Genomic DNA, 23,746 nt, shown 5'->3' on the forward strand with positions numbered 1-23,746 from the left:
CCGCCGTATCCACGCGCGTTGTGCCGGTCAGACAGGCACGCCGGGATGCCGCAGGCGCCACCCCGCCCAGGCCGACTCGACCATGGTGCGTATGCCGTGCCGGGCCGACCAGTCCAGCTCCTCGGCGATGCGGTTCACCGAGGCGACCACCCGGGCCGGGTCACCGGGGCGGCGGGCCCCGGTGACCGGGGGCGGGCCGGTGCGGCCGGTGACGTCGAGGATGATGTCGACCATCTCGGCGACGGAGGCTCCCTCACCCCGGCCGATGTTCAGCACCAGTTCGGCGGAGGGGTCCCGGGCCAGTCGGCGGGCCGCGGCGACGTGTGCGGAGGCGATGTCCTCCACGTGGACGTAGTCACGGACGCAGGTGCCGTCCGGGGTCGGATAGTCGTCGCCGAAGATCCGGGGGGCCTCGTCTGCCTCCAGGCGTTCGAAGACCATCGGGACCAGGTTGGAGACGCCTTCGTCGGCCAGCTCCGCCGAAGCGGCCCCGGCCACGTTGAAGTAGCGCAGTGAGGCCGTGGCCATGGAGTGCGCCCGGCCGGCCGCTGCCACCAGCCACTCGCCCGCCAGTTTGGTCTCGCCGTACGGGCTGAGCGGCAGGCACGGGGTGTCCTCGGTGACCAGGTCGACGTCGGGCATGCCGTAGACCGCCGCCGACGAGGAGAACAGGAAGCGGCGGACACCGGCCTCGGCCGCCGCCTCCAGCAGGGTGCGCAGTCCGTCGACGTTCTCGCGGTAGTAGTACAGCGGTCGTTCGACGGACTCCGCCACCTGCTTCTTGCCCGCGATGTGCACGATGCCGGTCACCGCGTGGTCGGCCAGCACCCGGTCGAGCAGTTCCCGGTCCAGGACCGAGCCCACGACGAGCGGGACGCCTTCGGGAAGGCGTTCCGCGCGCCCGGTGCTGAGGTCGTCGAGGACGACGAGGCGCTCCTCGCCCGCCATCTGCGCGACGACGTGGGATCCGATGTAGCCGGCCCCGCCGGTGATCAGCCAGGTCATCGTCAGCCGCCGATGACGACGCGGCGCACGCCGGCCCAGTTCGCCGGGTCCGTGGTGCGGCGGCCGTCGACCAGCACGCGGACGTCCGGGAGGTCGGCGGCGGCCAGCTCGCGGTACTCGGCGTGGTCTGCCTGGAGGATCGCGGCGGTGACGGCCTGGTGGGCGTCGTGCGGGACGAGGCCGAGGGCGGTCAGCTCCTCGGGGGTGTACATCGGGTCCGAGACGAACGGCACCGCGCCCCGCGCCTTCAGGGCCTCGACGACGCCGAAGACGCCGGAGAACGCGGTCTCCTTGACGCCGCCGCGGTAGGCCGCGCCGAGCACCAGGACCCCGACGCCGTCCAGGTCGCCGTAGGCGGCGGCCAGCAGGTCGACGGCGTACGCGGGCATCGCGGCGTTGGCCTCGCGGGCCGAGCGCACGACGGTCGCCTCCGGGTCGTTCCACAGGTACATCCGCGGGTAGATCGGGATGCAGTGGCCGCCGACGGCGATGCCGGGCTGGTGGATGTGGCTGTAGGGCTGGCTGTTGCAGGCCTCGATGACCTTCTTGACGTCGATGCCGTTCTGGCCGGCGAACCGGGCGAACTGGTTGGCCAGGCCGATGTTGACGTCGCGGTAGGTGGTCTCGGCGAGCTTCGCCAGCTCGGAGGCCTCCGCCGTGCCGAGGTCCCAGACGCCGTTGGGGCGGGGCAGGTCCTCGCGCTCGTCGAAGTCGAGGACGGCCTCGTAGAACGCGACGCCGCGCTCGGCGGACGCCTCGTCGATGCCGCCGACGAGCTTGGGGTAGCGGCGCAGGTCGGCGAAGACCCGGCCGGTGAGCACCCGCTCCGGGGAGAAGACCAGGTGGAAGTCCTCGCCGGGGGTCAGGCCCGAGCCCTCGGCCAGCATCGGCGCCCAGCGGGTACGGGTGGTGCCGACCGGCAGCGTGGTCTCGTAGCTGACCAGGGTGCCGGGCTTCAGGCCCGCGGCGATGGCCTTGGTGGCGGAGTCCATCCAGCCGAAGTCGGGGGTGCCCTCGGCGTCCACGAAGAGCGGGACGACGACCACGACGGCGTCGGACGCGGCGACCGCTGCCGTGGTGTCCGTCGTGGCGGAGAGCAGACCGGCGCCGACGGTCTCCTTGAGCTTGAGGTCGAGGTCGTGCTCACCGGGGAACGGCTCGGTGGCCGCGTTGACGAGTTCGACGACCTTCTCGTTGACGTCCGCGCCGATGACCTTGTGGCCCTTGGCGGCGAACTGCACGGCGAGCGGAAGTCCGATCTTGCCGAGCGCGACTACACAGATATTCATCGGGTTACTTCCTCTTCGACCTGGACAGCGTGCGGCGCAGCCGTGCGCCCACGCCGGACTTCGGTTCCCGCAGGGGGGCCGTCGTGATCACGAGCCGCCCCTTCGTGTTGGTGTTCGCCGCCACCCGGTGGGGGTCGGTGCTCCCCCACCGGCGCGCCAGCGGCATCGGCTGCCCCTCGGTGCGGATGGGAATCTCGTACGTCGAGCCCGCCACGTCCACGTAGAGGCGGGCGCCCCTCTTGGTGGGTGTGAGCGCCAGCGGGATACGGGCGGTCAGCAGGGTGCCGCCGTCCTTCGCCGCTTCGGCGGTGAGCGTGCCGCCGCGCTCCGGGCGCTGGGCGTCCGCGGGCAGCTTGCGCGCGCCGGGCTTGTCCGCGCTCTGCGGCATGGCGCCCTGGGCGAGGGCGACGACGGCCGATGAGGTGTCGCCGGTGATGCCGGCGCGCAGCCGTACGACGCAGGCGAAGTCCGTGCCCTCCTGCTCCCAGTCGGCCGACTCCAGTCGTGTGCCGGCGGAGAGGCGGCCGGCCACCGACTCGCCGAGCACCTCGTAGTACCGCTCGTCGAGGCCGACGGCCGCGTCGCGGAATCCGGGGTAGGAGGCGAAGGCCCGGTCGCCCTCCAGCAGGAAGGGCGGTGCTCCGTGCTCGGTCTCCTGCGCGATGGCGCGGGTGAGCTCGTCGACGGCGCCGCTCCGGGCGAGGCCGAAGCGCACCCGGCGCTTGACCCCGGTGCCGTCGCGCAGGCCGTCGGTGAAGTAGGCGTCCACCAGGGCGCCGACGCCTTCGCACACCTGGCGGCGGGTGCCGGCGTCGAGCGTGGGGAAGTCCTTCTGCAGGAGCTTGGTCAGCTCCCAGTCGAAATGCCGCTTGAACACGGCGTCACGCCGGGGGCCGGCGGGGATCAGGGCGGCCGTGTGCTCCATGATCCGCTGGACGCAGCGCAGCCGGGCCAGGTGGTTCGCCCGGTAGGTGATGTTGCTCGCGTCGCCGCGCTTGACCGCGTAGTAGCAGGTGTAGTCGGAGATCACGGAGATCTTCCGGGCCCGGACACACGCCTCGATGGTGAACGGCTGGTCGCTGCCGACCGGCATGTCCTCGGGGAAGCGGAGCCCGTGCTTCTCGACCAGTTCCCGGCGGAAGAGCTTGGTGTTGGCCAGGGTGTAGGGCAGCTCGGAGTCGTCGAGGGTGACGTCGCGGTTGCCCGTGTACAGCTTCTGGTGGACGTACCGCCCGTTCGTGCCGACCATCTTGCCGACGACCACGTCGGACTCGTTGGCGTCGGCGCAGGCGACCATCCGCTCCAGCGCCTCTTCGCCGAGGTGGTCGTCCGATCCGATGAAGTACACGAAGCGACCGGTCGCCAGGTCGAGGGCGCGGTTGCTCGGAGCGGCCGGGCCGCCCGAGTTGGGCTGGTGGACGACGGTGAAGACGTCCGGGTACCGCTGTGCGTAGCGGTCGAGTTCCTTGCCGCTGTCGTCGGTCGAACCGTCGTCGACCGCCACGACCTGGAGCCGCTCGTGACCGATGCTCTGGCCCACCAGCGAGTCGAGGCACTCGGTGAGGTAGGGCATCGTGTTGTAGACGGCCACGACCACGGTGACATCGGGTGTGGTCACCTGCTGGGCTCCTGCTCCTGGTCCGCCGGGATCAGCACCGTGGTACCGCTGGTGGCGGATTCCAGCACGGAGGCGGCCACCTCGACCGTACGGAGCCCCTGGCGCAGGGTGCAGATGTCGGCCGGCTTGCCCTGGACGGCGTCGCGGAAGAGCTCGTGCTCGACGAGCAGCGGCTCGCGCTTGGGGATGGCGTAACGGATCATGTCGCCCTCGGAGACCCCGCGGAAGGCGCGCAGCGCCTCCCACTCGGTGGTGACGGCGGCGTTGGAGTGGAAGGTGAGGTCGGCGGTGAGGGTGTCGGCGATGAAGCAGCCGCGCTCGCCGGTGACCGAGGTGAAGCGTTCCTTGAGCGGGCTCAGCCAGTTGACCAGGTGGTTGACCATCGTGCCGTCGGACAGCTGGCCCACGGCGGAGACCATGTCCTCGTGCGGGCGCCCGGACTTGGAGACGGTGTGGGCGGCGATCGAGGTGTACGTCCGGCCGGTGACCCAGCCCGTGAGGTCGATGTCGTGGGTGGCCAGGTCCTTGACCACGCCGACGTCGGCGATCCGGTGCGGGAACGGGCCCTGGCGGCGCGTGACCACCTGGTAGACGTCGCCCAGCTCGCCGGCCTCCAGGCGGGCGCGGAGCGAGAGGAGTGCGGGGTTGCAGCGCTCGATGTGGCCGACGCCGGCCACCAGGCCGCGCGACTCGAACGCGTCGACGAGGCGGCGGGCGCCCTCGACGGTGTCGGCGAGCGGCTTCTCGATCAGGGCGCTGACACCGGCGTCGGCGAGCTGGAGGCCGACCTCCTCGTGCAGCGCGGTCGGGCAGGCGACGACCGCGTAGTCGATGCCGAGGGCGATGAGCTCCTCGACGGTGGCGAGGACGCGGGCGCCCTGGGCCCAGCCGTTCTTGTCGCCCATCGGGTCGACGACGCCGACCAGCTCGACGCCCTCCAGGCTCGCGAGGACGCGGGCGTGGTGGCGGCCCATGGAGCCGAGGCCGATGAGTCCGGCCTTCAGTACGGTGCTCACAGGTTCTCCCCCAGGGAGTTCACCGCGGCGACGATCCGCTCCAGGTCGCCCGCGGTGAGCGAGGGGTGGACGGGCAGCGAGACGACCTCGGCGGCGGCCCGCTCGGTCTCGGGCAGGTCCCAGGTGCGGCCGGCCTTCTGGTCCGGCTCCCAGTAGGGCTTGAGCCGGTGGATCGGCGTCGGGTAGTAGACCGCGTTGCCGACGCCAGCCTCGGTGAGCTTCGCCATCGCGGCGTCCCGGTCACCGCTGATCCGCACGGTGTACTGGTGGTAGACGTGCCGGGCACCCTCGGCCACCGGCGGCGTGGTGACGGCCGGGGCGGTGATGTGGGCGTCGAGGTACGCGGCGTTGGCGCGGCGCTGGTCGGTCCATCCCTCCACCTTGCCGAGCTGTACGCGGCCGACGGCGGCGGACACGTCGGTCATCCGCATGTTGGCGCCGACGATCTCGTTGGCGTACCGCTGCTCCATGCCCTGGTTGCGCAGCAGGCGCAGGGTGCGGGCCAGTTCGGCGTCGGCCGTGGTGACCATGCCGCCCTCGAGGGAGTGCATGTTCTTGGTCGGGTAGAAGCTGAAGGTGCCGCCCGCGCCGAACGCTCCGACGGGGGTGCCGTTCAGGGCCGCGGCGTGGGCCTGGCAGGCGTCCTCGACGACGGCGAGCTGGTGCTTGTCGGCGATGGGCATGAGCTTGTCCATCGCGGCGGGGTGGCCGTAGAGGTGCACCGGCATGATCGCGGCGGTGCGGGGGGTGATCGCGGCTTCGACCGCCGCCGGGTCGAGGCCGAAGCTGCCCGGCTCGATGTCGGCGAACACCACGTCGGCGCCGACGAGGCGGACCGCGTTCGCGGAGGCGGCGAAGGAGAAGGAGGGGACGATCACCTCGTCGCCGGGGCCGATGCCCAGGGCCAGCAGCAGCAGGTGAAGGGCCGAGGTCCCCGAGTTGACGGCGACGCAGTGCCGGTCGTCGACCAGGCGGGAGAAGCCCTCCTCGAAGGCCGCGACCTCCGGGCCCTGCACGACGCGACCGCTGCGCAGCACGCGTACGGCGGCCTCGATCTCGTCTTCCCCGATGACCGGGCGGGCAGCAGGAATCGGCTGCTCGTTGATGCTCGTCATGAACGTCCTCCTTGAACACCGCAAGAGCTCGTTACCAGGCAGAGCTCCGGGTGCGGGACGTCTTACCGAGGTCGCGCGTAACCCCACCGGCGCGATGCCGACGCCCTGCCGAGGAATCCGGCCCGGTCGGTATCTTCGCCGGGCCTTGTCACCATCCGTAGTTTCCGTGAAGAACGCTCACACGCGTGGCAACCGCCGTCACATTATCAGGGATTTCTCGGCCCATTTCGGGCTCGTTAACCGGCCCCTGCATCAGTTCTGAAACAAAGCAGGTGTCCCGCCCCGATGTACTCGGAGCGGGACACCTTTAGATGAACAACCGGTTACGGATTCACCATCCGGCCGGCTACTCGCCCTCCACAGAAGGCGCGGAAGCCGTTACGGACGGCGACGACTGCTCAGCCGCGACGGTCTTCTTCGTCGTCTTCTTGGCTGCCGTCTTGGCCGTTGTCTTCTTGGCCGCCGTCTTCTTCGCGACGGTCTTCTTGGCGGCCGCCTTCTTCGCGGGCGCCTTCTTGGCCGCGGCCTTGCGGGCCGTCTTCTTCGCCGGGGCCGGTTCAGCGGATTCGGATTCGGATTCCGCCGTTCCGGATTCCGCCGCCCCCTCGGGGGCCCGGCCGTCGGATTCCGGTGCCTTCGCCTCGGGCGCCGGAGCGACCACGACGATCTCCGTGTCGTCCGAGCCGGTGGGCGAGCCCGCCGGTGCGGTGACCTTGCGGGTCGCCCGGCGCCGGGCGCGCGGCGGGGCGGCCACGGAGGTCTCGGCCTCGGGGGCCTTCTCCTCCGGAGCCTCGGGGGCCGGCGTCTCGACGGCGGGCGCCTCGACGACCGGGTCCTCGACCGCGACCGGGTCCGCGGCGGGCTCGGCCTGCCGGACCGGCTCCGCGGCCTCGGCCTGCTTCGGCGAACCCGCCGGGGCGGTCGCCTTACGGGTGGCCCGACGGCGCGGGCGCCCCTGTGGCGCGGCCTCGACCGGAGCCTCGGGGACCTCGGCGGTCTCCGGGGCCTCCACAGCAGCAGCCTCGGCGGGCGTGTCGCGAACCGGCTCGGGCCGGGCCTCGGCGACGGGTGCCTCGACCGCCGGGGCGGGCGCCTCGGCCCTCGGGGCGCCGGCCGGGGCCGACGCCTTGCGGGAGGCCCGACGGCGGCCACGGCCGCGCGTGGCGGCGGCCTCGGCCTCGGCGGGGCTGCTGTAGAACTCCTCGTCGGCGGTGGCCTCGGGCTCGACGGCCACCGGGGCGGCGACCTCCGCGGCCAGCTCGGCCTCGGTCTCGGCGGGCTCGGCCGCGTGCTCGTCGTGACCGTGGTCGTGGTCGTGACCGTGCTCGTGGTCCTGGCCCGCGCCGCCGCGGCCGCGCTTCTTGGACTTCTTGCCGCCACCACCGCCGCCGACGGACGTCGGCTGCTCCATGTGGACGATGACGCCACGCCCGTTGCAGTGGACGCAGGTCTCGGAGAAGGACTCCAGCAGACCCTGGCCCACCCGCTTGCGGGTCATCTGGACCAGGCCCAGCGAGGTGACCTCGGCGACCTGGTGCTTGGTGCGGTCACGGCCCAGGCACTCCAGGAGCCGCCGCAGCACCAGGTCCCGGTTGGACTCCAGCACCATGTCGATGAAGTCGACGACGACGATGCCGCCGAGGTCGCGCAGCCGCAGCTGGCGCACGATCTCCTCGGCCGCCTCCAGGTTGTTCCTGGTGACGGTCTCCTCCAGGTTGCCGCCCTGGCCGGTGAACTTGCCGGTGTTGACGTCGACGACGATCATCGCCTCGGTCTTGTCGATCACCAGCGAACCGCCACTGGGCAGGTAGACCTTGCGGTCCAGCGCCTTCATCAGCTGCTCGTCGATGCGGTACGTCGCGAAGACGTCGACCTCGGACGTCCAGCGGGAGAGCCGCTCGGTGAGGTCGGGCGCGACGTGCGAGACGTAACCGTGGATGGTCTCCCACGCCTCGTCGCCGCTGACGATGACCTTGGAGAAGTCCTCGTTGAAGATGTCGCGGACGACCCGGACGGTCATGTCCGGCTCGCCGTAGAGCAGCGTCGGCGCGTTGGAGCCGCTGGTGCCCTTCGCCTTCTTCTGGATGTCCTCCCACTGCCCCTGGAGCCGCTCGACGTCACGGCGCAGTTCGTCCTCGCTCGCGCCCTCGGCGGCGGTGCGCACGATGACGCCCGCGTCCTCGGGGACGATCTTCTTGAGGATGGTCTTGAGGCGGGAGCGCTCGGTGTCGGGCAGCTTGCGGCTGATCCCGGTCATCGAGCCCTCGGGCACGTAGACGAGGTAGCGGCCGGGCAGCGAGACCTGGCTGGTCAGACGCGCGCCCTTGTGGCCGATCGGGTCCTTGGTCACCTGGACCAGGACCGACTGGCCGGACTTGAGCGCGGTCTCGATGCGGCGCGGCCCGTGGGCCATGCCGAGCGCCTCGAAGTTGACCTCACCGGCGTACAGGACGGCGTTGCGGCCCTTGCCGATGTCGACGAAGGCGGCCTCCATGGACGGCAGCACGTTCTGGACCTTGCCCAGGTAGACGTTGCCGACGTAGCTGGTGGCCTGCTCCTTGTTGACGTAGTGCTCGACGAGCACGTCGTCCTCGAGAACGCCGATCTGGGTGCGCTCGCCGCTCTGGCGGACGACCATCACGCGCTCGACGGCCTCGCGGCGGGCGAGGAACTCCGCCTCGGTGATGATCGGGACCCGGCGGCGGCCCTGCTCGCGGCCCTCGCGACGGCGCTGCTTCTTGGCCTCCATACGGGTCGAGCCCTTGATGGACTGAACCTCGTCGAAACCGGTGCCCGGCTCGCGCTCCTCCTTCTTGCGGGGCTCGCGGACCTTGACGACCGTACGCTCCGGGTCGTCGGTGGTGCCGTGCTCGGCCTCGCCGGCGGCATCACCGCTGCGGCGACGGCGGCGACGGCGACGGCGGCTGCTGCTCGACCCGGAGGCCGAGGAGTCGTCGTCCTCGTCGTGCTCGTCGGCGGCGTCCGAGGCCTGGCCCCGGCCGCGGTCGTGCTCGTCCTCGGAGCGGGGCTCCTCGGCGCGGGACGGCGCGGGCGCGGCCTCATCGGCGGGCTGCTGCTCGTCGTCCGTGTCGTTGGCCTCGCCACGACGGCGGCGACGGCCGCCGCGACGGCGACGGCGCGAGGGGCGGTCGCCGTACTCGTCGGTGTCCTCGCCCTCGTGCTCGTCCGTCTCGGTCTCGGCCTCGGGGGCCTCGTCGGCGGGCGCTTCCACGGGAGCGGCGGGCTCGGCGGCCTGCTCGGTCGCGTCGGCCTCGCCACGGCGGCGGCGACGGCGGCGCGAGCCGCCCTGCGGCGCGGCCTCGGCGGGCGGAGCGCTCTGCTCGGCCTCGGCGGTCTGCTGCTCCTCGACCTCGTCGGCCTCGTCGGGCGCCGAGGGGGAACCGGCCGCGGCAGCGGCGGCGGCCGCGGTCTCGGGGGTCTGGAACATCGGCTCGGCGAAGACCGGGGCCTGGAAGACGGCGACGGCGGGGCGCGTCGCGCGACGGCCCTTGCGGGTCGGCTCGTCCGTCTTGGCGGTGAATTCGGGGCGACCGGCGGCGGCGGTGGCCCGGCGGCGCTGGCGTCCGCGCGGGGCGGCCTCCTCGACCTCCTCCACCTCGGCGGCGAGCTCCTCGGCGACGGCGGCGGGCAGGCTCTCGCCGGACTCGACGGCCTCCGCGGGCGTCTCGACGGGCTCGGCGGCCGACTGCGGCGTACCGGCGGGCGCGGACGCCTTGCGGGACGCGCGGCGGCGGGCGCGCGGGGCCGGGGTCTCCTCCACGGCCTCCGCCTCGGCCGCGGGGGCCTCGGCGGCGACGGGCGTCGGCTCGGTCACCGTCGCGGCGACGGGCGCGGCGGCTCCCGGCGTACCGGCCGGGGCCGAAGCACGGCGGCGGGTACGGCCGCGAGGGGCCTCGGCGGGCTCCGGCTCGACGACGGCAGCGGTGGCCTCGACCACGGCGGTGGGCTCGGCGGCGACGGCCGGCTCGACCACGACGGCGGCCTCGGCCGCTGCCGGGGCGCCCGCGGGGGCGGTGGCCTTGCGGGAGGCGCGACGGCGGCGGGGCGCCGGGGGCTCCTCGACGACCTCGACGACGGCCTCGGCCTCTTCCTCGGGCTCGGCCTCCTCGGCCGGGGTCTCGACGACCGGGGCCACGGTCTCGGCGGCCTCCGGAGCACCGGCCGGGGCGGTCGCCTTGCGGACCGCGCGGCGGCGGGTGCGCGGCGCGGTCGTAGAGCGCCTCGCCCACCGGGTCCTGTGCGGCCAGGTCCTGTGCCCGGTAGGGGTCGTCCTCGTAGGCGTGCTGGAGGTACGGATCCGGCGGCACGGAGCCGTCCTGGCCCGCGTCCGGAGGAACAGGAGGCCCGCCCGGAGACGCTGCTCCGCCCGCGCCCTGCCCGCGGTCACCGTCGTACGGCGCGTTCATCGAAACCCCTACCTCATCGTCCCCGGCCGACCGGCCACGACAGACATCGCTCAACGGTCCACTTTCTCACCCGTTCCCGACGGGGCCCCGCTTTCCGGACCGGTGTCCGGAGTCGGGTCACTCGGCTGCTCGGGTCCGTCGCCGTTGCCGTCCACCGTGTCGCTTGCCACGGCGCGCTTGCGGTGGCTGTACATCCTGATACCCGCGAGCACCAGGAGCAGCAGACCGCCGGCGATGACGAGCAGCACGGTGGGCGTCACCTCGGAGACCTTCACGGTGAAGGTCATCTCCTCGCCGTACTGGGTGCCGTCCTCCGTGTACAGCCGGGCGGTCACCTGGGCGCGGCCGTTGGCGCTGGTCGCCGTGTCGAACTTCACCGACTGGCTGTGGCCGCCCGCGATGCTGACCGGCAGTTCGGCCATGCTCCCGTCGTCGTTGAACTTGAGCCGGATGTTGTCCGAGGTCAGCTGGAGAACCAGCCGGTCCACGCCCTGCACCAGCTTGTTCTGCACGGTGACCGGGATGGTCGCGCTGCGCCCGGAGAGGGTGACGTCGGACTTCTCGATGAGCTGCACCTCGGAGGTGAGGCTCCGCAGGTAGTCGCGGACCGCGTCCCGGTACTGCTGCGCCTCCAGGGACCGGCCGCGCCAGGACGTCGACATCGAGCGGTTCACGGCGTTGCCGAAGGGCGTCACCACCCGCTCGGGCTGCGTCAGGATCGTCTCGAAGCTGTCGAGCGAGCCCTGGGTGGTGCGGATGTCCTGGAACGCCTGCGTGGGCAGTTCCTGGGCCCGGAGCTTCTTGGGGTACGCGGAGGCCCGGGGGACCTTGGTGGTGGCCCTCGGGTCGGGCTTCACCTCGGCGGCGGCGACCAGGTCCAGGGGCTGTGTCCAGCGGTTGCCCGCCAGGCCCTCCAGCGCGCGGGCCATCGTCTGGGCCTGTGCGGCGGTGGGCATCCGCGGGGGGGCGACCACGATGCTGCGCTCGTTGTCCGGCGCCTGCTCGGTCAGTGCGAGGGTCTGGGCGAGGAACTTCTGGACCGCGCGGGTGGAGGAGCCCGCCTTCGACATGTCGCCGTCGAACAAGGTCGACAGCCGGGCGTCCGCGACGAGCGCGGTGGTGCCCCCGCCGATCGGCCGCGCCGCGGTCGGCGTGTAGGGAAGTTCCCTGGTCTCCCGGAAGCTGTCGCTGCGGGCGATCACGTTGTGGGCCCCCGCCGAGGTCGCCACATCGACGATGGACGAGTCCACGGCGCCGTTCACGGGCCAGGCGAAGTCGGTGGACGGCTTCACATGGAGGATGGTCTCCACGGTGGTCGCGGCCACGGCGGAGGCGTTCTGCAGATGGCTGAGCGTTCCGGAGACGTTCTTGCCGCGGTGCGCGATGGAGGCCAGATCGGGGTCGGCGAAGGGCAGCGCGATCACCTTGCCGTCCTCGACCACCTTCTCCAGCGCGCTGAGCCACTGCTTGGCGACGGCCTGGTTCTTGCCCGGGACGGTCGTGTCACCCGACTCGACCTCGTACTTCCCGGCCATCGCCGCGACGCTCGCCAGGAGGTCCGGGTCGACGACCCAGGTCACGGGGAGCCGGCTGCCCAGGGACACCAGCTGCTCCAGCCGGCCACCGGGCGCCAGCTCCTTGGCCAGGTCGTCGTTGGTGAACACGGGGGTCTGCTGTTCGTCCGAGCGGGTCTCCGCCGTGACGTGGGGGGACGCGATCAGCGGCCAGAGGAAGGTGAGCTTCGTCCTGCTGTCGCTCGCCTCGGGCTGCCAGGGCAGGAACGAGCGCTCGATGCCCAGCACCTGCTCGTAGGGGGTGGTGGTGGTACGGCCGGAGACCGAGACGCCGAGCTGGTAGACGCCCGGGTCGTCCATGCCGAGCTTGTCGACGGGCACGGTGAGCGTGAAGTCCTGGCTGATCCCCTTGGCGAGCTTGGGGAACTTCACCGTGTACTTGTCCCCGACGGTGACCGGGTCGACGCCGGGAACGTAAGCGGAGCGCTTCGCGGCGTCGTCGACCTCTCCGCGGCCGGAGAGCCGGGGCCCGACCCGGAGATCGACCTCGGCGCTGCTGATCGTCTCCTTGCCCTTGTTGGTGAGCGTTCCGGAGACGGTCAGGGTGTCGTCCTCCGTCGGAACGCTCGGGGAGAGCGTGTTCAGGGACACATCGACCGTACGGGAGCCGGTGGGGGCCTTGGCGGGCTCGGCGGCCGGGGCGGCACCGGCCGCCGGAACGGCCAGGAGACCGGCCAGCAGCGGTGCTCCGAGCACCGCCGAGGCCGTGCGCCGGAGCCACCGGCGGGCAGGAGAGGGACGAGTCCCCTGGAAGTCTGCCGCCTCGGCCACGCGCCTACCCGTCCCTCGTCGTCATCAGATGCTGTCGATCGTTCGGTCCTGCGTCCCCGCATGGTAACGAGGTGCGGCGGGCCGAAGTGCTGGGGTCCATCGCACATGATCGCGGGTATCCCGCAGGGTCCCCGTAAACGATGACGCCGCGGCCGGTCCGTGCACGTACCCTTTTCTGTTGTGCCGAACGCCAACGAAGAGAACGCCAGTGCACTGAGCCAGGTGCAGCACCGCGCGGTGAGTGAGCTGCTGCGGGTGTCCCCGGTCGCCGACGACCTCGCCCGTCGATTCCAGGAGGCCGGATTCGGCCTCGCGCTGGTCGGCGGCTCGGTCCGCGACGCACTGCTGGGCAGGCTCGGGAACGACTTGGACTTCACCACCGATGCCCGCCCCGAGGACGTGCTCAAGATCGTCCGCCCCTGGGCCGACTCGGTGTGGGAGGTCGGGATCGCCTTCGGCACCGTCGGTTCCCAGAAGGACGGCTATCAGATCGAGGTCACGACCTACCGGTCCGAGGCCTACGACCGGACCTCGCGCAAGCCGGAGGTCTCCTACGGTGACTCCATCGAGGACGACCTCGTGCGCCGTGACTTCACGGTCAACGCGATGGCCGTGGCTCTGCCGCAGAAGGAGTTCGTCGATCCGTACGGAGGTCTGAAGGACCTTGCCGAGCGGGTGCTGCGCACTCCGGGAACGCCCGAGGCGTCCTTCTCCGACGACCCGCTGCGCATGCTCCGCGCCGCCCGCTTCGCCGCGCAGCTCGACTTCGAGGTCGCCCCTGACGTCGTGACCGCCATGACGGAGATGGCCGCGCGGATCGGCATCGTCTCGGCCGAGCGGGTCCGCGACGAACTGAACAAGTTGCTTCTCTCCCAGCACCCGCGCAAGGGTCTGGGGCTTCTGGTCGATACGGGACTGGCCGAACAGGTGCTGCCCGAGCTTCCCGCGCTGCGCCTGGAGAGTGACGAGCATCACCGTCACAAGGACGTCTACGAGCACTCGCTGACCGTCCTGGAACAGGCCATCGACCTGGAGGAGGACGGACCCGACCTCGTGCTGCGTCTGGCCGCGCTGCTCCATGACATCGGCAAGCCGAGGACCCGCCGCTTCGAGAAGGACGGCAGGGTCTCCTTCCACCACCACGAGGTGGTGGGCGCGAAGATGACGAAGAAGCGCATGACCGAGCTCAAGTACTCCAACGAGCTGGTCAAGGACGTGTCGAAACTGGTGGAGCTGCACCTGCGCTTCCACGGGTACGGGGACGGTGAGTGGACCGACTCCGCCGTGCGCCGGTATGTGCGCGACGCGGGGCCGCTGCTCGAACGCCTCCACAAGCTGACCCGATCGGACTGCACGACCCGGAACAAGCGCAAGGCGAACGCGCTCTCCCGCACCTATGACGGGCTGGAGGAGCGCATCGCCCAGCTGCAGGAGCAGGAGGAGCTCGACTCGATCCGCCCCGATCTGGACGGCAACGAGATCATGCGGATCCTTGAGGTCGGACCCGGTCCCGTGATCGGCAAGGCGTACGGGTTCCTGCTGGAGCTGCGTCTGGAGAACGGGCCCATGGAGCGGGACGCCGCTGTGGCCGCGCTCAAGGAGTGGTGGGCCCGGCAGAACTGACCCCGGCGAGTGATGTTTCACGTGAAACATCAGCCACCGGATGTGGCGAGGGGCGTTGTTTCACGTGAAACAACGCCCCTCGCACATCCATGACCGGCTACCGGTAACCGTCGATCCGTCGCCGGCGGAACATAGTCACCGCGACCACCGCGTACAGCACCGACACGACCACCACGACGGCGACCGATCTGCCGTCCGGCGGGAGCATGAGAGCCGCCACCCCTGCGGCGCTCACGAACGCGACGTTGAAGAGCACGTCGTAGAGCGAGAAGACCCGGCCCCGGAAGGCGTCGTCGACCGAGGTCTGCACCACTGTGTCGGTCGCGATCTTCGACCCCTGGGTCACGACCCCGAGCACGAACGCGGCGATCAGCATCGGGAGAGGGGCGAAGGAGAGGCCCAAGGCGGGTACCAGGACCGCCGCCGCCCCGGCGCAGCCCACGATCCATCCATACCGGCCGAGCTGTCCCACCGCCCATGGGGTGAGGACGGCGGCGACGAAGAATCCCGCACCGGACACCCCTACCGCAAGGCCGAGCAGGGCCAACCCGTCGGACTCGTTGTCCGACCAGGCGTAGCGGCACAGCATGAGCACCGTCACGGTGAGCGCGCCGTAACAGAAGCGGATCACGGTCATCGCGGCCAGGGCCCCGGCCGCGTGTCTCCGCTGCGCCAGATGGTGCAGCCCGGCGACGAGCCCGCGCGCGGTGACGGCCAGAGCGGCCCGCAGTCGCAGGGGGCTCCCGTCGGTATCCGGTCCCAGCAGGGCGCGGGGCAGGCTCAGGGACGCCAGTGCGGAGAGCAGGTAGAGCATCGACCCCAGCAGTACGACCGCCGCATCGGACTCGTCGGCCACCAGCCGTACGACGAAAGCGAGACCGCCTCCCGCGGTGGCCGCCAGGGTGCCCGCGGTGGGAGACAGGGAGTTGGCGACGACGAGGCGATCGGTGTCGACCACCCGGGGCAGGGCGGCGGAGAGGCCGGCCAGCACGAAACGGTTGACGGCGGTGACGCAGAGGGCCGAGGCGTAGAAGAGCCAGTCGGGCACCGAGGCGAGGATCAGCAGGGCCGTGGAGCAGGCCAGGGCGGCCCGCAGGAGGTTCCCGTAGAGAAAGACCTGGCGTCGGGGCCAGCGGTCCAGCAGAACCCCCGCGAAGGGGCCGATCAGGGAGTAGGGCAGGAGGAGCACGGCCATCGCGGAGGCGATGGCGGCGGCCGACGTCTGCTTCTCGGGGGAGAAGACGACGTACGCGGCGAGGGCGACCTGGTAGACGCCGTCGGCGGACTGGGACAACAGCCGCACGGTGAGCAGGCGGCGAAAGTTCCGCAGGCGCAGCAGGGTGCGCAGATCACGCGCGACAGACATGGGAGCAAGCGTCACACACGTCGGGGGTCCGCGGGCGGATTGCCCGGGGACCCCCGACGTGCGGCACGAAGAGGTGAGCGTCTCCGCTCAGCGCTCCGGTGAGACTTCTCGGCCGAGAGGGCCGGTTCAGCTCTCGGTGTCGCCGTTGATGAACTTCTCGACGTTCTCGCGGGCCTCGTCGTCGAAGTACTGCACCGGCGGGCTCTTCATGAAGTAGCTCGAAGCCGAGAGGATCGGGCCACCGATGCCGCGGTCCTTGGCGATCTTCGCCGCACGGACGGCGTCGATGATGACACCGGCCGAGTTCGGGGAGTCCCACACCTCGAGCTTGTACTCCAGGTTCAGCGGTACGTCGCCGAACGCGCGGCCCTCGAGGCGCACGTACGCCCACTTGCGGTCGTCCAGCCAGGCCACGTAGTCCGAGGGGCCGATGTGGACGTTGTCCGCACCGAGCTCACGGTCACGGATCTGCGAGGTGACGGCCTGCGTCTTGGAGATCTTCTTGGACTCCAGGCGCTCACGCTCGAGCATGTTCTTGAAGTCCATGTTGCCGCCGACGTTCAGCTGCATCGTGCGGTCCAGGACGACACCCCGGTCCTCGAAGAGCTTCGCCATCACGCGGTGCGTGATGGTGGCGCCCACCTGGGACTTGATGTCGTCGCCGACGATCGGGACACCGGCCTCGGTGAACTTGTCCGCCCACTCCTTGGTGCCGGCGATGAACACCGGGAGAGCGTTGACGAACGCGACCTTGGCGTCGATGGCGCACTGCGCGTAGAACTTCGCAGCGACCTCGGAGCCGACGGGCAGGTAGCAGACGAGAACGTCGACCTGCTTGTCCTTGAGGATCTGGACGACGTCGACCGGGGCGTCCGCGGACTCCTCGATCGTCTCGCGGTAGTACTTGCCCAGGCCGTCGTGGGTGTGGCCGCGCTGGACGGTAACGCCCGTGTTCGGCACGTCCGCGATCTTGATGGTGTTGTTCTCGCTGGCGCCGATGGCGTCCGCGAGGTCGAGGCCGACCTTCTTCGCGTCGACGTCGAAGGCGGCGACGAACTCGACGTCACTGACGTGGTACTCGCCGAACTGGACGTGCATCAGACCGGGCACCTTGCCGGCCGGATCGGCGTCCTTGTAGTACTCGACGCCCTGCACCAGCGAGGCGGCGCAGTTGCCCACGCCTACGATGGCTACGCGAACCGAACCCATTCCGGTTGCTCCCTGTGTAATCGGTGATTCCGATGAAGTCGCCGCGGAGTGCGATGACTTCACTTGGCGGTGTCGTCGGACGGATCCGGCCGGGTGGTGTCCCGGTGCCGGGGCAGGCCGCCCGTCTCTCCAGGTGTGTCCTGCTGAGCAGAGCCCTCGGGCGAGGATCGTCGCCGATCCCGTCCCGACCGCTCGCTCTCGATGAGCTCGTTCAGCCAGCGCACTTCGCGCTCCACGGACTCCATGCCGTGTCGCTGCAGCTCAAGCGTGTAGTCGTCGAGTCGTTCCCGGGTGCGGGCGAGAGAGGCGCGCATCTTCTCCAGGCGCTCCTCCAGCCGGCTGCGCCGGCCTTCGAGCACCCGCATCCGCACCTCGCGCTCGGTCTGTCCGAAGAAGGCGAAGCGCGCTGCGAAGTGCTCGTCCTCCCAGGCGTCCGGACCGGTGTGCGACAGCAGCTCCTCGAAGTGCTCCTTACCTTCTGCCGTCAGCCGGTAGACGATCTTCGCCCGGCGTCCCGTCAGTGAGGAGGACGCGGCGGTCGGGCGCCCGGCGACCGGTGCGGCGTCCGCCGGATCACCGGCGGGCTCCTCGATCAACCAGCCGCTGGCTACCAGCGTCTTGAGGCAGGGGTAGAGGGTTCCGTAGCTGAACGCACGGAAGATCCCCAGCGAGGTGTTGAGGCGTTTGCGCAGCTCATAGCCGTGCATCGGCGATTCGCGGAGCAGGCCGAGAACAGCGAACTCGAGGATGCCGGAGCGTCTGCTCACCGGTGCCTCCTCCTTCTCCCGCTGCTTCCGACGGCGCGGTCCACCGGAACCACCGGTGTACTTATGCCGCGCTGATGTATCGACTCGATACATCAGCACGATAGATCGCTCCGACCTGTTCGACAAGGGTGACCTTCGTGAACGGCGTCACATCGGCAATTCCCAGGGTTCGACTTGCGTTGTTTGGGGTGAAGTTCGGCCCTAGGCGGGTTTTGAGCGTGCGTAGTCTGTGCGGCATGCAGACCACCGGGAACCGCGAGGCGCTTTCGCGCGTCAGTCATCGCGGACTGCCGGATGTACTGCGGATGAGCCTTCCGCAGTGGCTTGTCCGTAATTCGGGGGGACCGGATCTCAACTGCCGCTTCCAGGCGCTCTCGCCTGCCCGAGGAGTAGTCGTTCCATGAGCGAGCACCGTCGCAAAACGCCTCAGCCACAGGGTGGCGGGCGTGCAGCGGCCAGACGAGCCGCCCAGCAGTCGACCGGACGCCGAGCAGTCCCGTCACGCAGAGCCACGTCGGCGTCACCTTCCGAATCGCCGTCCGAGTCGCACGGCGAGGAGCGCCAGTACGGCAGCCGCGCCGAGGCCCGCCGCGCGGCCCAGAAGGGTGGTCGGCGCCGGGGTGCCGACGCCGGGGGCCACGGCGCGGGCGGCGGTGGCCGGCGCCGCGGTGGCGGCGGTTCCGACGGTCCGGGGGGACGGGGGCGCGACCACGGTGACCCGGGCAAGAAGCGCCTCATCGACTACCCGCGCCACGGCAGGTACGGGTTCCGCCGCTGGGTGCCCTCGTGGAAGCTGGTGTCGGGGCTCTGTCTGGGCTTCCTCGGGGTGCTGATGGGCATCGGGGGCATCTCGTACGCCCTGGTGTCCAAGCCGAACATCAACGAAGCGGCCACGGCGCAGAACAACGTCTACTACTGGGCCGACGGCACGCAGATGGTGGCGACCGGTGGCGCGGTCAACCGCCAGGAGCTGAAGTACGAGCAGATCCCGGAGGAGATGCGCAACGCCGTCATCTCGGCCGAGAACAAGAGCTTCGAGACGGACAAGGGCATCGACCCGGTGGGCATCGGCCGTGCGCTGTTGAACATGGCCACGGGCGGTGAGACCCAGGGCGGCTCGACCATCACCCAGCAGTACGTGAAGAACTCCATGCTCTCCCAGGACCAGACGCTCAAGCGGAAGTTCCAGGAACTCTTCATCACGCTCAAGGTCGCCGGTGAGGACAGCAAGGAAAAGGTGATGGCGGGGTACCTCAACGTCTCGTACTACGGACGTGGGGCCTCGGGGCTGCAGGCGGCCGCCCGCACCTACTACAACAAGGACGCCGACGAACTGAACGCGAGCGAGTGCGCCTTCCTGGCGACTCTGCTCAAGGGCGCGAGCTACTACGACCCCGCCGGCGCCCCCGACATCGACAAGAACAACGCGACCGCGGAGAAGAACACCGAGCGGGCCGAGGACCGTTGGAAGTGGATCCTTGACGAGCAGGTCAAGGACGGGCGCATGACGGCGGAGGAGCGCACCAAGTACACGAAGTTCCCCATGCCGCTGCCGAAGAAGAAGGACGCCAAGCTGGGCGGCCAGACCGGCTACCTGGTGGAGCTTTCCAAGAAGTACTTCCTCGCCAACAACGACCGCGGCATCGACGCCAAGCAGCTCGAACTGGGCGGCTACGAGATCCACACCACCTTCCAGAAGAAGAGGGTGCAGGAGCTCGAAGCAGCGGTGAACAAGGTCTACAAGGCCAAGATCCGGCCCAAGGAGCGCCCCAAGACGGACACGCACGTCGAGTTCGGCGGTGCGTCCGTCGACGCGAAGACCGGCGCCATCATCGCCACGTACGGCGGCCAGAACGCCACCACCCACTTCACGAACAACGCGGACGCCACCGGGGCCCAGGTCGGTTCGACGTGGAAGCCGTTCGTCCTGGCCGCGGCCATGCAGTACGGCGTGCGCGACCCGTCCGGCGGGCCGGAGCAGAGCAACTCCGAGCGCACCCAGGTCTCGCCGGAGAGCATCTACAACGGCGACGACGGCCTGCGGATCAGGGACTACACCGGCAAGATCTGGCTGAACGAGGACGACAAGGAGTGGCGCCAGACCAACGACGGCAACTACGACTACGGCGAGATCGACCTGCGGACGGCCATGGAGAAGTCCGCCAACTCCCCGTTCGTGCAGCTCGGCATGGACGTCGGTACGGACAAGGTCAAGGATGTCGCCGTCGCCTCCGGTCTGAAGGACGACACCTTCATGGCGAACTCCACCGTTCCCTCGTTCTCCATCGGCACCTCGTCGCCCAGCGCCATCCGGATGGCGGGCTCCTACGCCACCTTCGCCACGAGTGGTCAGCAGAACGACACGTACTCGGTGACCGAGGTGAAGCAGGGAGGCGAGGTCGTCTTCCAGCACAGGAAGAAGCCCAAGCGTGCCTTCAGCCCTGTTATCGCCGACAACGTGACGGACGTGCTGAAGAACGTCGTGGAGAACGGAACGGGTGAGCCCGCCCGTCTCGAGGGCCGTGAGGCCGCGGGCAAGACCGGTACGACGGACGGCAACCGGTCCGCCTGGTTCGTCGGGTACACGCCGCAGATCTCGACCGCCATCAGCATGTTCCGGCTCGACGACGACGAAACGAACGAAGAGCGCGAGTTCGAGAAGATGTTCGGCACCGGTGGCGAGGAGAAGATCCACGGAAACTCGTTCCCGGCCTCCATCTGGCACGACTACATGACCGGGGCGATGAAGGGCAAGAAGGCCATCTCCTTCCCGGAACCGAAGGACCTGGGCGATGTCGTGTGGGGCGGTGGCGCGGTCAGCCCCAGCCCGACGCCCAGTCCCACGCCTTCGCCGACGCCCTCCGAGGAGGAGACGACGCCGACGCCGACGCCGACCCAGACCACTCCGAGTCCGACGCCGACGCCGACCAAGACCTGCGGCATCTTCGACCCGAACTGCCAGGAGGCCAACGGCGGGGCGAACGCCGGTGCTGACGGTGGGGGCGACAACGCCGGTGCTGACGGTGGGGGCGACAACGGCGGAGCGGACGGTGGCGCCGACAACGGCGGAGCGGACGGTGGCGCCGACAACGGCGGAGCCCAGGGAGCGAGCGGCAACCCGGGCGGAACCGGCTCCATCTGGGGCAACAGCGGCTAGCCGGAAGCCCCGGCCGGTCCCTCACGGGCCGGTCCGGCACAGCGGCGAGGGCCGCCGTACCCACCCGGGTACGGCGGCCCTCTCGTGTTCCCGGCGGGGGCACGCGGCATCCCGGATCCGTGTCCGTGTCCCCCGGGCGGTCCTTGCCCCGGGCACAGCCCCGTACGGCAGGATGTGCGGCATGCCAAGCCCCAGCGCAGAAGACACGAGCGTGCACCAGGAGCGGCCCGTCGTGCGGCCTACCGATCAGGACGAGGTCGCGGCGGCCGGCAGCGAGCTGTTCGGCGGCCGGGTGGGACGCTGGGCGCGGCTCGGCGACGGCCCGCTCACGCCCGTGCGCGTCGTCGCGCTGGTCATGATCGGGATGTTCGCCCTCGGCATGGTGCAGAAGATCCCCTGTTACGAATGGGCCTGGTTCCGCGGGGCCACCTCGCAGTACACCCACGCCTGCTACTCCGACATTCCGCACCTCTTCATGGGGCGCGGGTTCGCCGACGGTCTCGTGCCGTACTTCGACCGGCTGAGCGGCGATATGCAGTACCTGGAGTACCCCGTGCTGACCGGGGTGTTCATGCAGGTGGCGTCCTGGCTGACGCTGACGCCGGACAGCGACCCCATCCAGCAGCGCGAGCAGATGTACTGGATGGTCAACGCGGGCATGCTGATGATCTGCGCGGTCGTCATCGCCGTGTGCACCGTCCGCACGCACCGCCGTCGCCCCTGGGACGGCCTCCTGGTCGCGCTGGCCCCCGCGTTCGTCCTCACCGCGACCATCAACTGGGACCTGCTGGCCGTCGCCCTGACGGCCGCGGCGATGCTCATGTGGTCCCGGGGCCGGGTGCTCGCGTTCGGCATCCTCATCGGCCTGGCCACGGCCGCCAAGCTCTACCCCGTCCTGTTGCTCGGCCCCCTCCTCGTGCTCTGCTGGCGGGCGGGCAGGTGGCGTGAGTTCGGGACGGCGCTGCTGGGCGCGGGAGCGGCCTGGCTGGTGGTGAATCTGCCGGTGATGCTCTTCGCCCCCGAGGGATGGCGGAAGTTCTACACGTTCAGCCAGGAGCGGCCGATCGACTTCGGTTCGTTCTGGCTGATCATCACCCAGCGCACCGGCAAGCCCATCGACGTGGAGACGGTCAACACCGCGTCGGTCGTCCTGATGGTCGTGTTCTGCGCGGGCATCGCGGGCCTGGCGCTCTCCGCGGCCCGCCGGCCGCGCTTCGCCCAACTGGCGTTCCTGGTGGTGGCCGCGTTCATCCTGACGAACAAGGTCTACTCACCGCAGTACGTGCTCTGGTTGATCCCGCTGGCCGTCCTGGCCCGGCCGCGCTGGCGCGACTTCCTCATCTGGCAGGCCTGCGAGGTCATGTACTTCCTCGGGATCTGGTTCTACCTCGCCTACACCAGCGGCGGGGACAAGCACCAGGGGCTGCCGCAGGAGGGCTACCAGGTCGCGATCGCCCTGCATCTGCTGGGCACGCTGTACCTGTGCGCGCTGATCGTCCGGGACATCCTGCAGCCGGAGAAGGACCCGGTGCGCCGGGACGGGTCGGACGACCCGTCGGGCGGTGTCCTCGACGGGGCTCCGGACGCGTTCGTGCTGGCGCCCGAGGCCCGTCCGTCCGGACACGAGGCCCCGGCGGTCACGGGACCACAGGTGGAGTGGGGCGTCGCGCCCACCCGGGACGGCTGACCGGGGCCCGGCGCGGCCGTTCAGGCCGCGCCCGGGCGGCTCAGCGGTCGACGAGCCGGTCGTACTGCGTGGTGGTGTGGCGCAGATGGGCGACCAGCTCGTCACCGACCCGGGGCTCCTGGGCGTCCGAGGGCACGAACAGGATCGACACCTGCATGTGCGGCGGCTCGGCGAACCACCGCTGCTTGCCCGCCCAGACGAACGGCGACAGGTTGCGGTTGACCGTGGCCAGCCCCGCGCGGGCGACGCCCTTGGCCCGCGGCATCACGCCGTGCAGCGCCTTGGGCGCCTCCAGGCCGACCCCGTGGGACGTACCGCCGGCCACGACGACCAGCCAGCCGTCGGAGGCGGCCTTCTGCTGGCGGTAGCCGAACCGGTCGCCCTTGACGACGGGGGTGACGTCCAGGACGGCCCCCCGGTACTCGGTGGCCTCGTGGTCGCCGAGCCAGAGCCGGGTGCCGATACGGGCGCGGAACCGGGTCTGGGGGAACTGCTGCTGGAGCCGGGCCAGCTCCTCGGCGCGCAGATGGCTGACGAACATGGTGTGCAGCGGCAGCCGGGCCGCGCGCAGCCGGTCCATCCAGCCGATGACCTCCTCGACGGCGTCGGAGCCGTCGGTGCGGTCCAGCGGCAGGTGCAGGGCGAAGCCTTCGAGCCGTACGTCCTCGATCGCCGCGTGCAGCTGCCCGAGCTCCTCCTCCTTGACGCCGTGGCGCTTCATCGAGCTCATGCACTCGATGACGACGCGGGCGCCCACCAGGGCGTGCACCCCGTCGACGGAGGAGACGGACCGGATGACGCGGTCCGGCAGGGGCACGGGCTCCTCACCGCGCCGGAACGGGGTCAGGACGAGCAGGTCGCCGCTGAACCAGTCCTTGATCCGGGCCGCTTCGTAGGTCGTCCCGACGGCGAGGGTGTCGGATCCGAAGCGGATCGTCTCGTCGGCGAGGCGCTCGTGACCAAAGCCGTAGCCGTTGCCCTTGCAGACGGGTACGAGACCGGGGAACTGGTCGATCACGGACTTCTGGTGCGCCCGCCAGCGCGCGGTGTCGACGTAGAGGGAGAGCGCCATGGCCGGCCCGGAACCTTTCTGGTGGCTGCGGTGAATCAGGAACGAACGGT

14 protein-coding genes are annotated in these 23,746 nt (G+C 70.6%); 3 read left to right on the plus strand and 11 right to left on the minus strand.

The features are described 5' to 3' along the window. Nucleotides 1-27: 27 nt before the first annotated feature. From galE to HET64_RS00855, 7 genes are all read right to left on the minus strand, one after another. Entirely contained in the window at nt 28-1,005 is a 978-nt protein-coding gene (gene galE, locus HET64_RS00825) for a UDP-glucose 4-epimerase GalE (RefSeq protein ID WP_215101149.1), read from the minus strand. A 2-nt stretch (nt 1,006-1,007) separates the two neighbouring features. Continuing rightward, nucleotides 1,008-2,294: a nucleotide sugar dehydrogenase gene (locus tag HET64_RS00830; protein ID WP_215101150.1), complete on the minus strand. Its 1,287-nt coding sequence runs from the start codon at nt 2,292-2,294 to the stop codon at nt 1,008-1,010. Between the two features lie 4 nt (nt 2,295-2,298). Then, entirely contained in the window at nt 2,299-3,912 is a 1,614-nt protein-coding gene (locus HET64_RS00835) for a glycosyltransferase (RefSeq protein ID WP_215101152.1), read from the minus strand. Then, a complete protein-coding gene (locus HET64_RS00840) occupies nt 3,909-4,928 on the minus strand; it encodes a Gfo/Idh/MocA family protein (protein ID WP_215101154.1) in 1,020 nt (339 codons plus the stop codon). The genes HET64_RS00835 and HET64_RS00840 overlap by 4 nt, the downstream gene beginning before the upstream one ends. Further along, on the minus strand, nt 4,925-6,043 hold the full coding sequence (locus HET64_RS00845) for a DegT/DnrJ/EryC1/StrS aminotransferase family protein (protein WP_215101156.1): 1,119 nt from the start codon (nt 6,041-6,043) through the stop codon (nt 4,925-4,927). The genes HET64_RS00840 and HET64_RS00845 overlap by 4 nt, the downstream gene beginning before the upstream one ends. Before the next feature lie 346 nt (nt 6,044-6,389). Beyond that, nucleotides 6,390-9,824: an Rne/Rng family ribonuclease gene (locus HET64_RS00850; RefSeq protein WP_215101246.1), complete on the minus strand. Its 3,435-nt coding sequence runs from the start codon at nt 9,822-9,824 to the stop codon at nt 6,390-6,392. Nucleotides 9,825-10,520: 696 nt separating this feature from the next. Then, a complete protein-coding gene (locus tag HET64_RS00855; RefSeq protein ID WP_215101158.1) occupies nt 10,521-12,815 on the minus strand; it encodes a DUF6049 family protein in 2,295 nt (764 codons plus the stop codon). A 180-nt stretch (nt 12,816-12,995) separates the two neighbouring features. Between HET64_RS00855 and HET64_RS00860 the strand changes: the two genes are divergently transcribed. Further along, nucleotides 12,996-14,438, plus strand: a complete 1,443-nt coding sequence (locus tag HET64_RS00860; protein WP_215101161.1) for a CCA tRNA nucleotidyltransferase — start codon at nt 12,996-12,998, stop codon at nt 14,436-14,438. Nucleotides 14,439-14,535: 97 nt separating this feature from the next. Here HET64_RS00860 and HET64_RS00865 read toward each other — a convergent pair whose 3' ends face one another. From HET64_RS00865 to HET64_RS00875, 3 genes are all read right to left on the minus strand, one after another. After that, nucleotides 14,536-15,804, minus strand: a complete 1,269-nt coding sequence (locus HET64_RS00865; RefSeq protein WP_215101163.1) for an MFS transporter — start codon at nt 15,802-15,804, stop codon at nt 14,536-14,538. Between the two features lie 126 nt (nt 15,805-15,930). Further along, on the minus strand, nt 15,931-17,013 hold the full coding sequence (locus HET64_RS00870) for an inositol-3-phosphate synthase (RefSeq protein WP_073740991.1): 1,083 nt from the start codon (nt 17,011-17,013) through the stop codon (nt 15,931-15,933). A 59-nt stretch (nt 17,014-17,072) separates the two neighbouring features. Then, entirely contained in the window at nt 17,073-17,780 is a 708-nt protein-coding gene (locus HET64_RS00875; RefSeq protein WP_215101165.1) for a PadR family transcriptional regulator, read from the minus strand. Between the two features lie 400 nt (nt 17,781-18,180). Here HET64_RS00875 and HET64_RS00880 point away from each other — a divergent pair, with 400 nt between their 5' ends. Together HET64_RS00880 and HET64_RS00885 are read left to right on the plus strand one after the other, a co-directional pair. Further along, the gene (locus HET64_RS00880; RefSeq protein ID WP_251144589.1) at nt 18,181-20,937 is read left to right on the plus strand and encodes a transglycosylase domain-containing protein; all 2,757 of its coding nucleotides are present in this window, start codon (nt 18,181-18,183) and stop codon (nt 20,935-20,937) included. Nucleotides 20,938-21,109: 172 nt separating this feature from the next. After that, complete coding sequence (locus HET64_RS00885; RefSeq protein WP_215101167.1) at nt 21,110-22,624, plus strand: glycosyltransferase family 87 protein; 1,515 nt, start codon at nt 21,110-21,112, stop codon at nt 22,622-22,624. A 40-nt stretch (nt 22,625-22,664) separates the two neighbouring features. Here HET64_RS00885 and HET64_RS00890 read toward each other — a convergent pair whose 3' ends face one another. Continuing rightward, nucleotides 22,665-23,696, minus strand: coding sequence for an alanine racemase (locus HET64_RS00890; RefSeq protein ID WP_003967862.1), 1,032 nt, complete (start codon nt 23,694-23,696; stop codon nt 22,665-22,667). Nucleotides 23,697-23,746: the final 50 nt, after the last annotated feature.

Origin of the sequence: Streptomyces sp. McG3 (assembly GCF_018619185.1) — a bacterium.
In the GTDB taxonomy this organism is placed as follows: Bacteria; Actinomycetota; Actinomycetes; order Streptomycetales; family Streptomycetaceae; genus Streptomyces.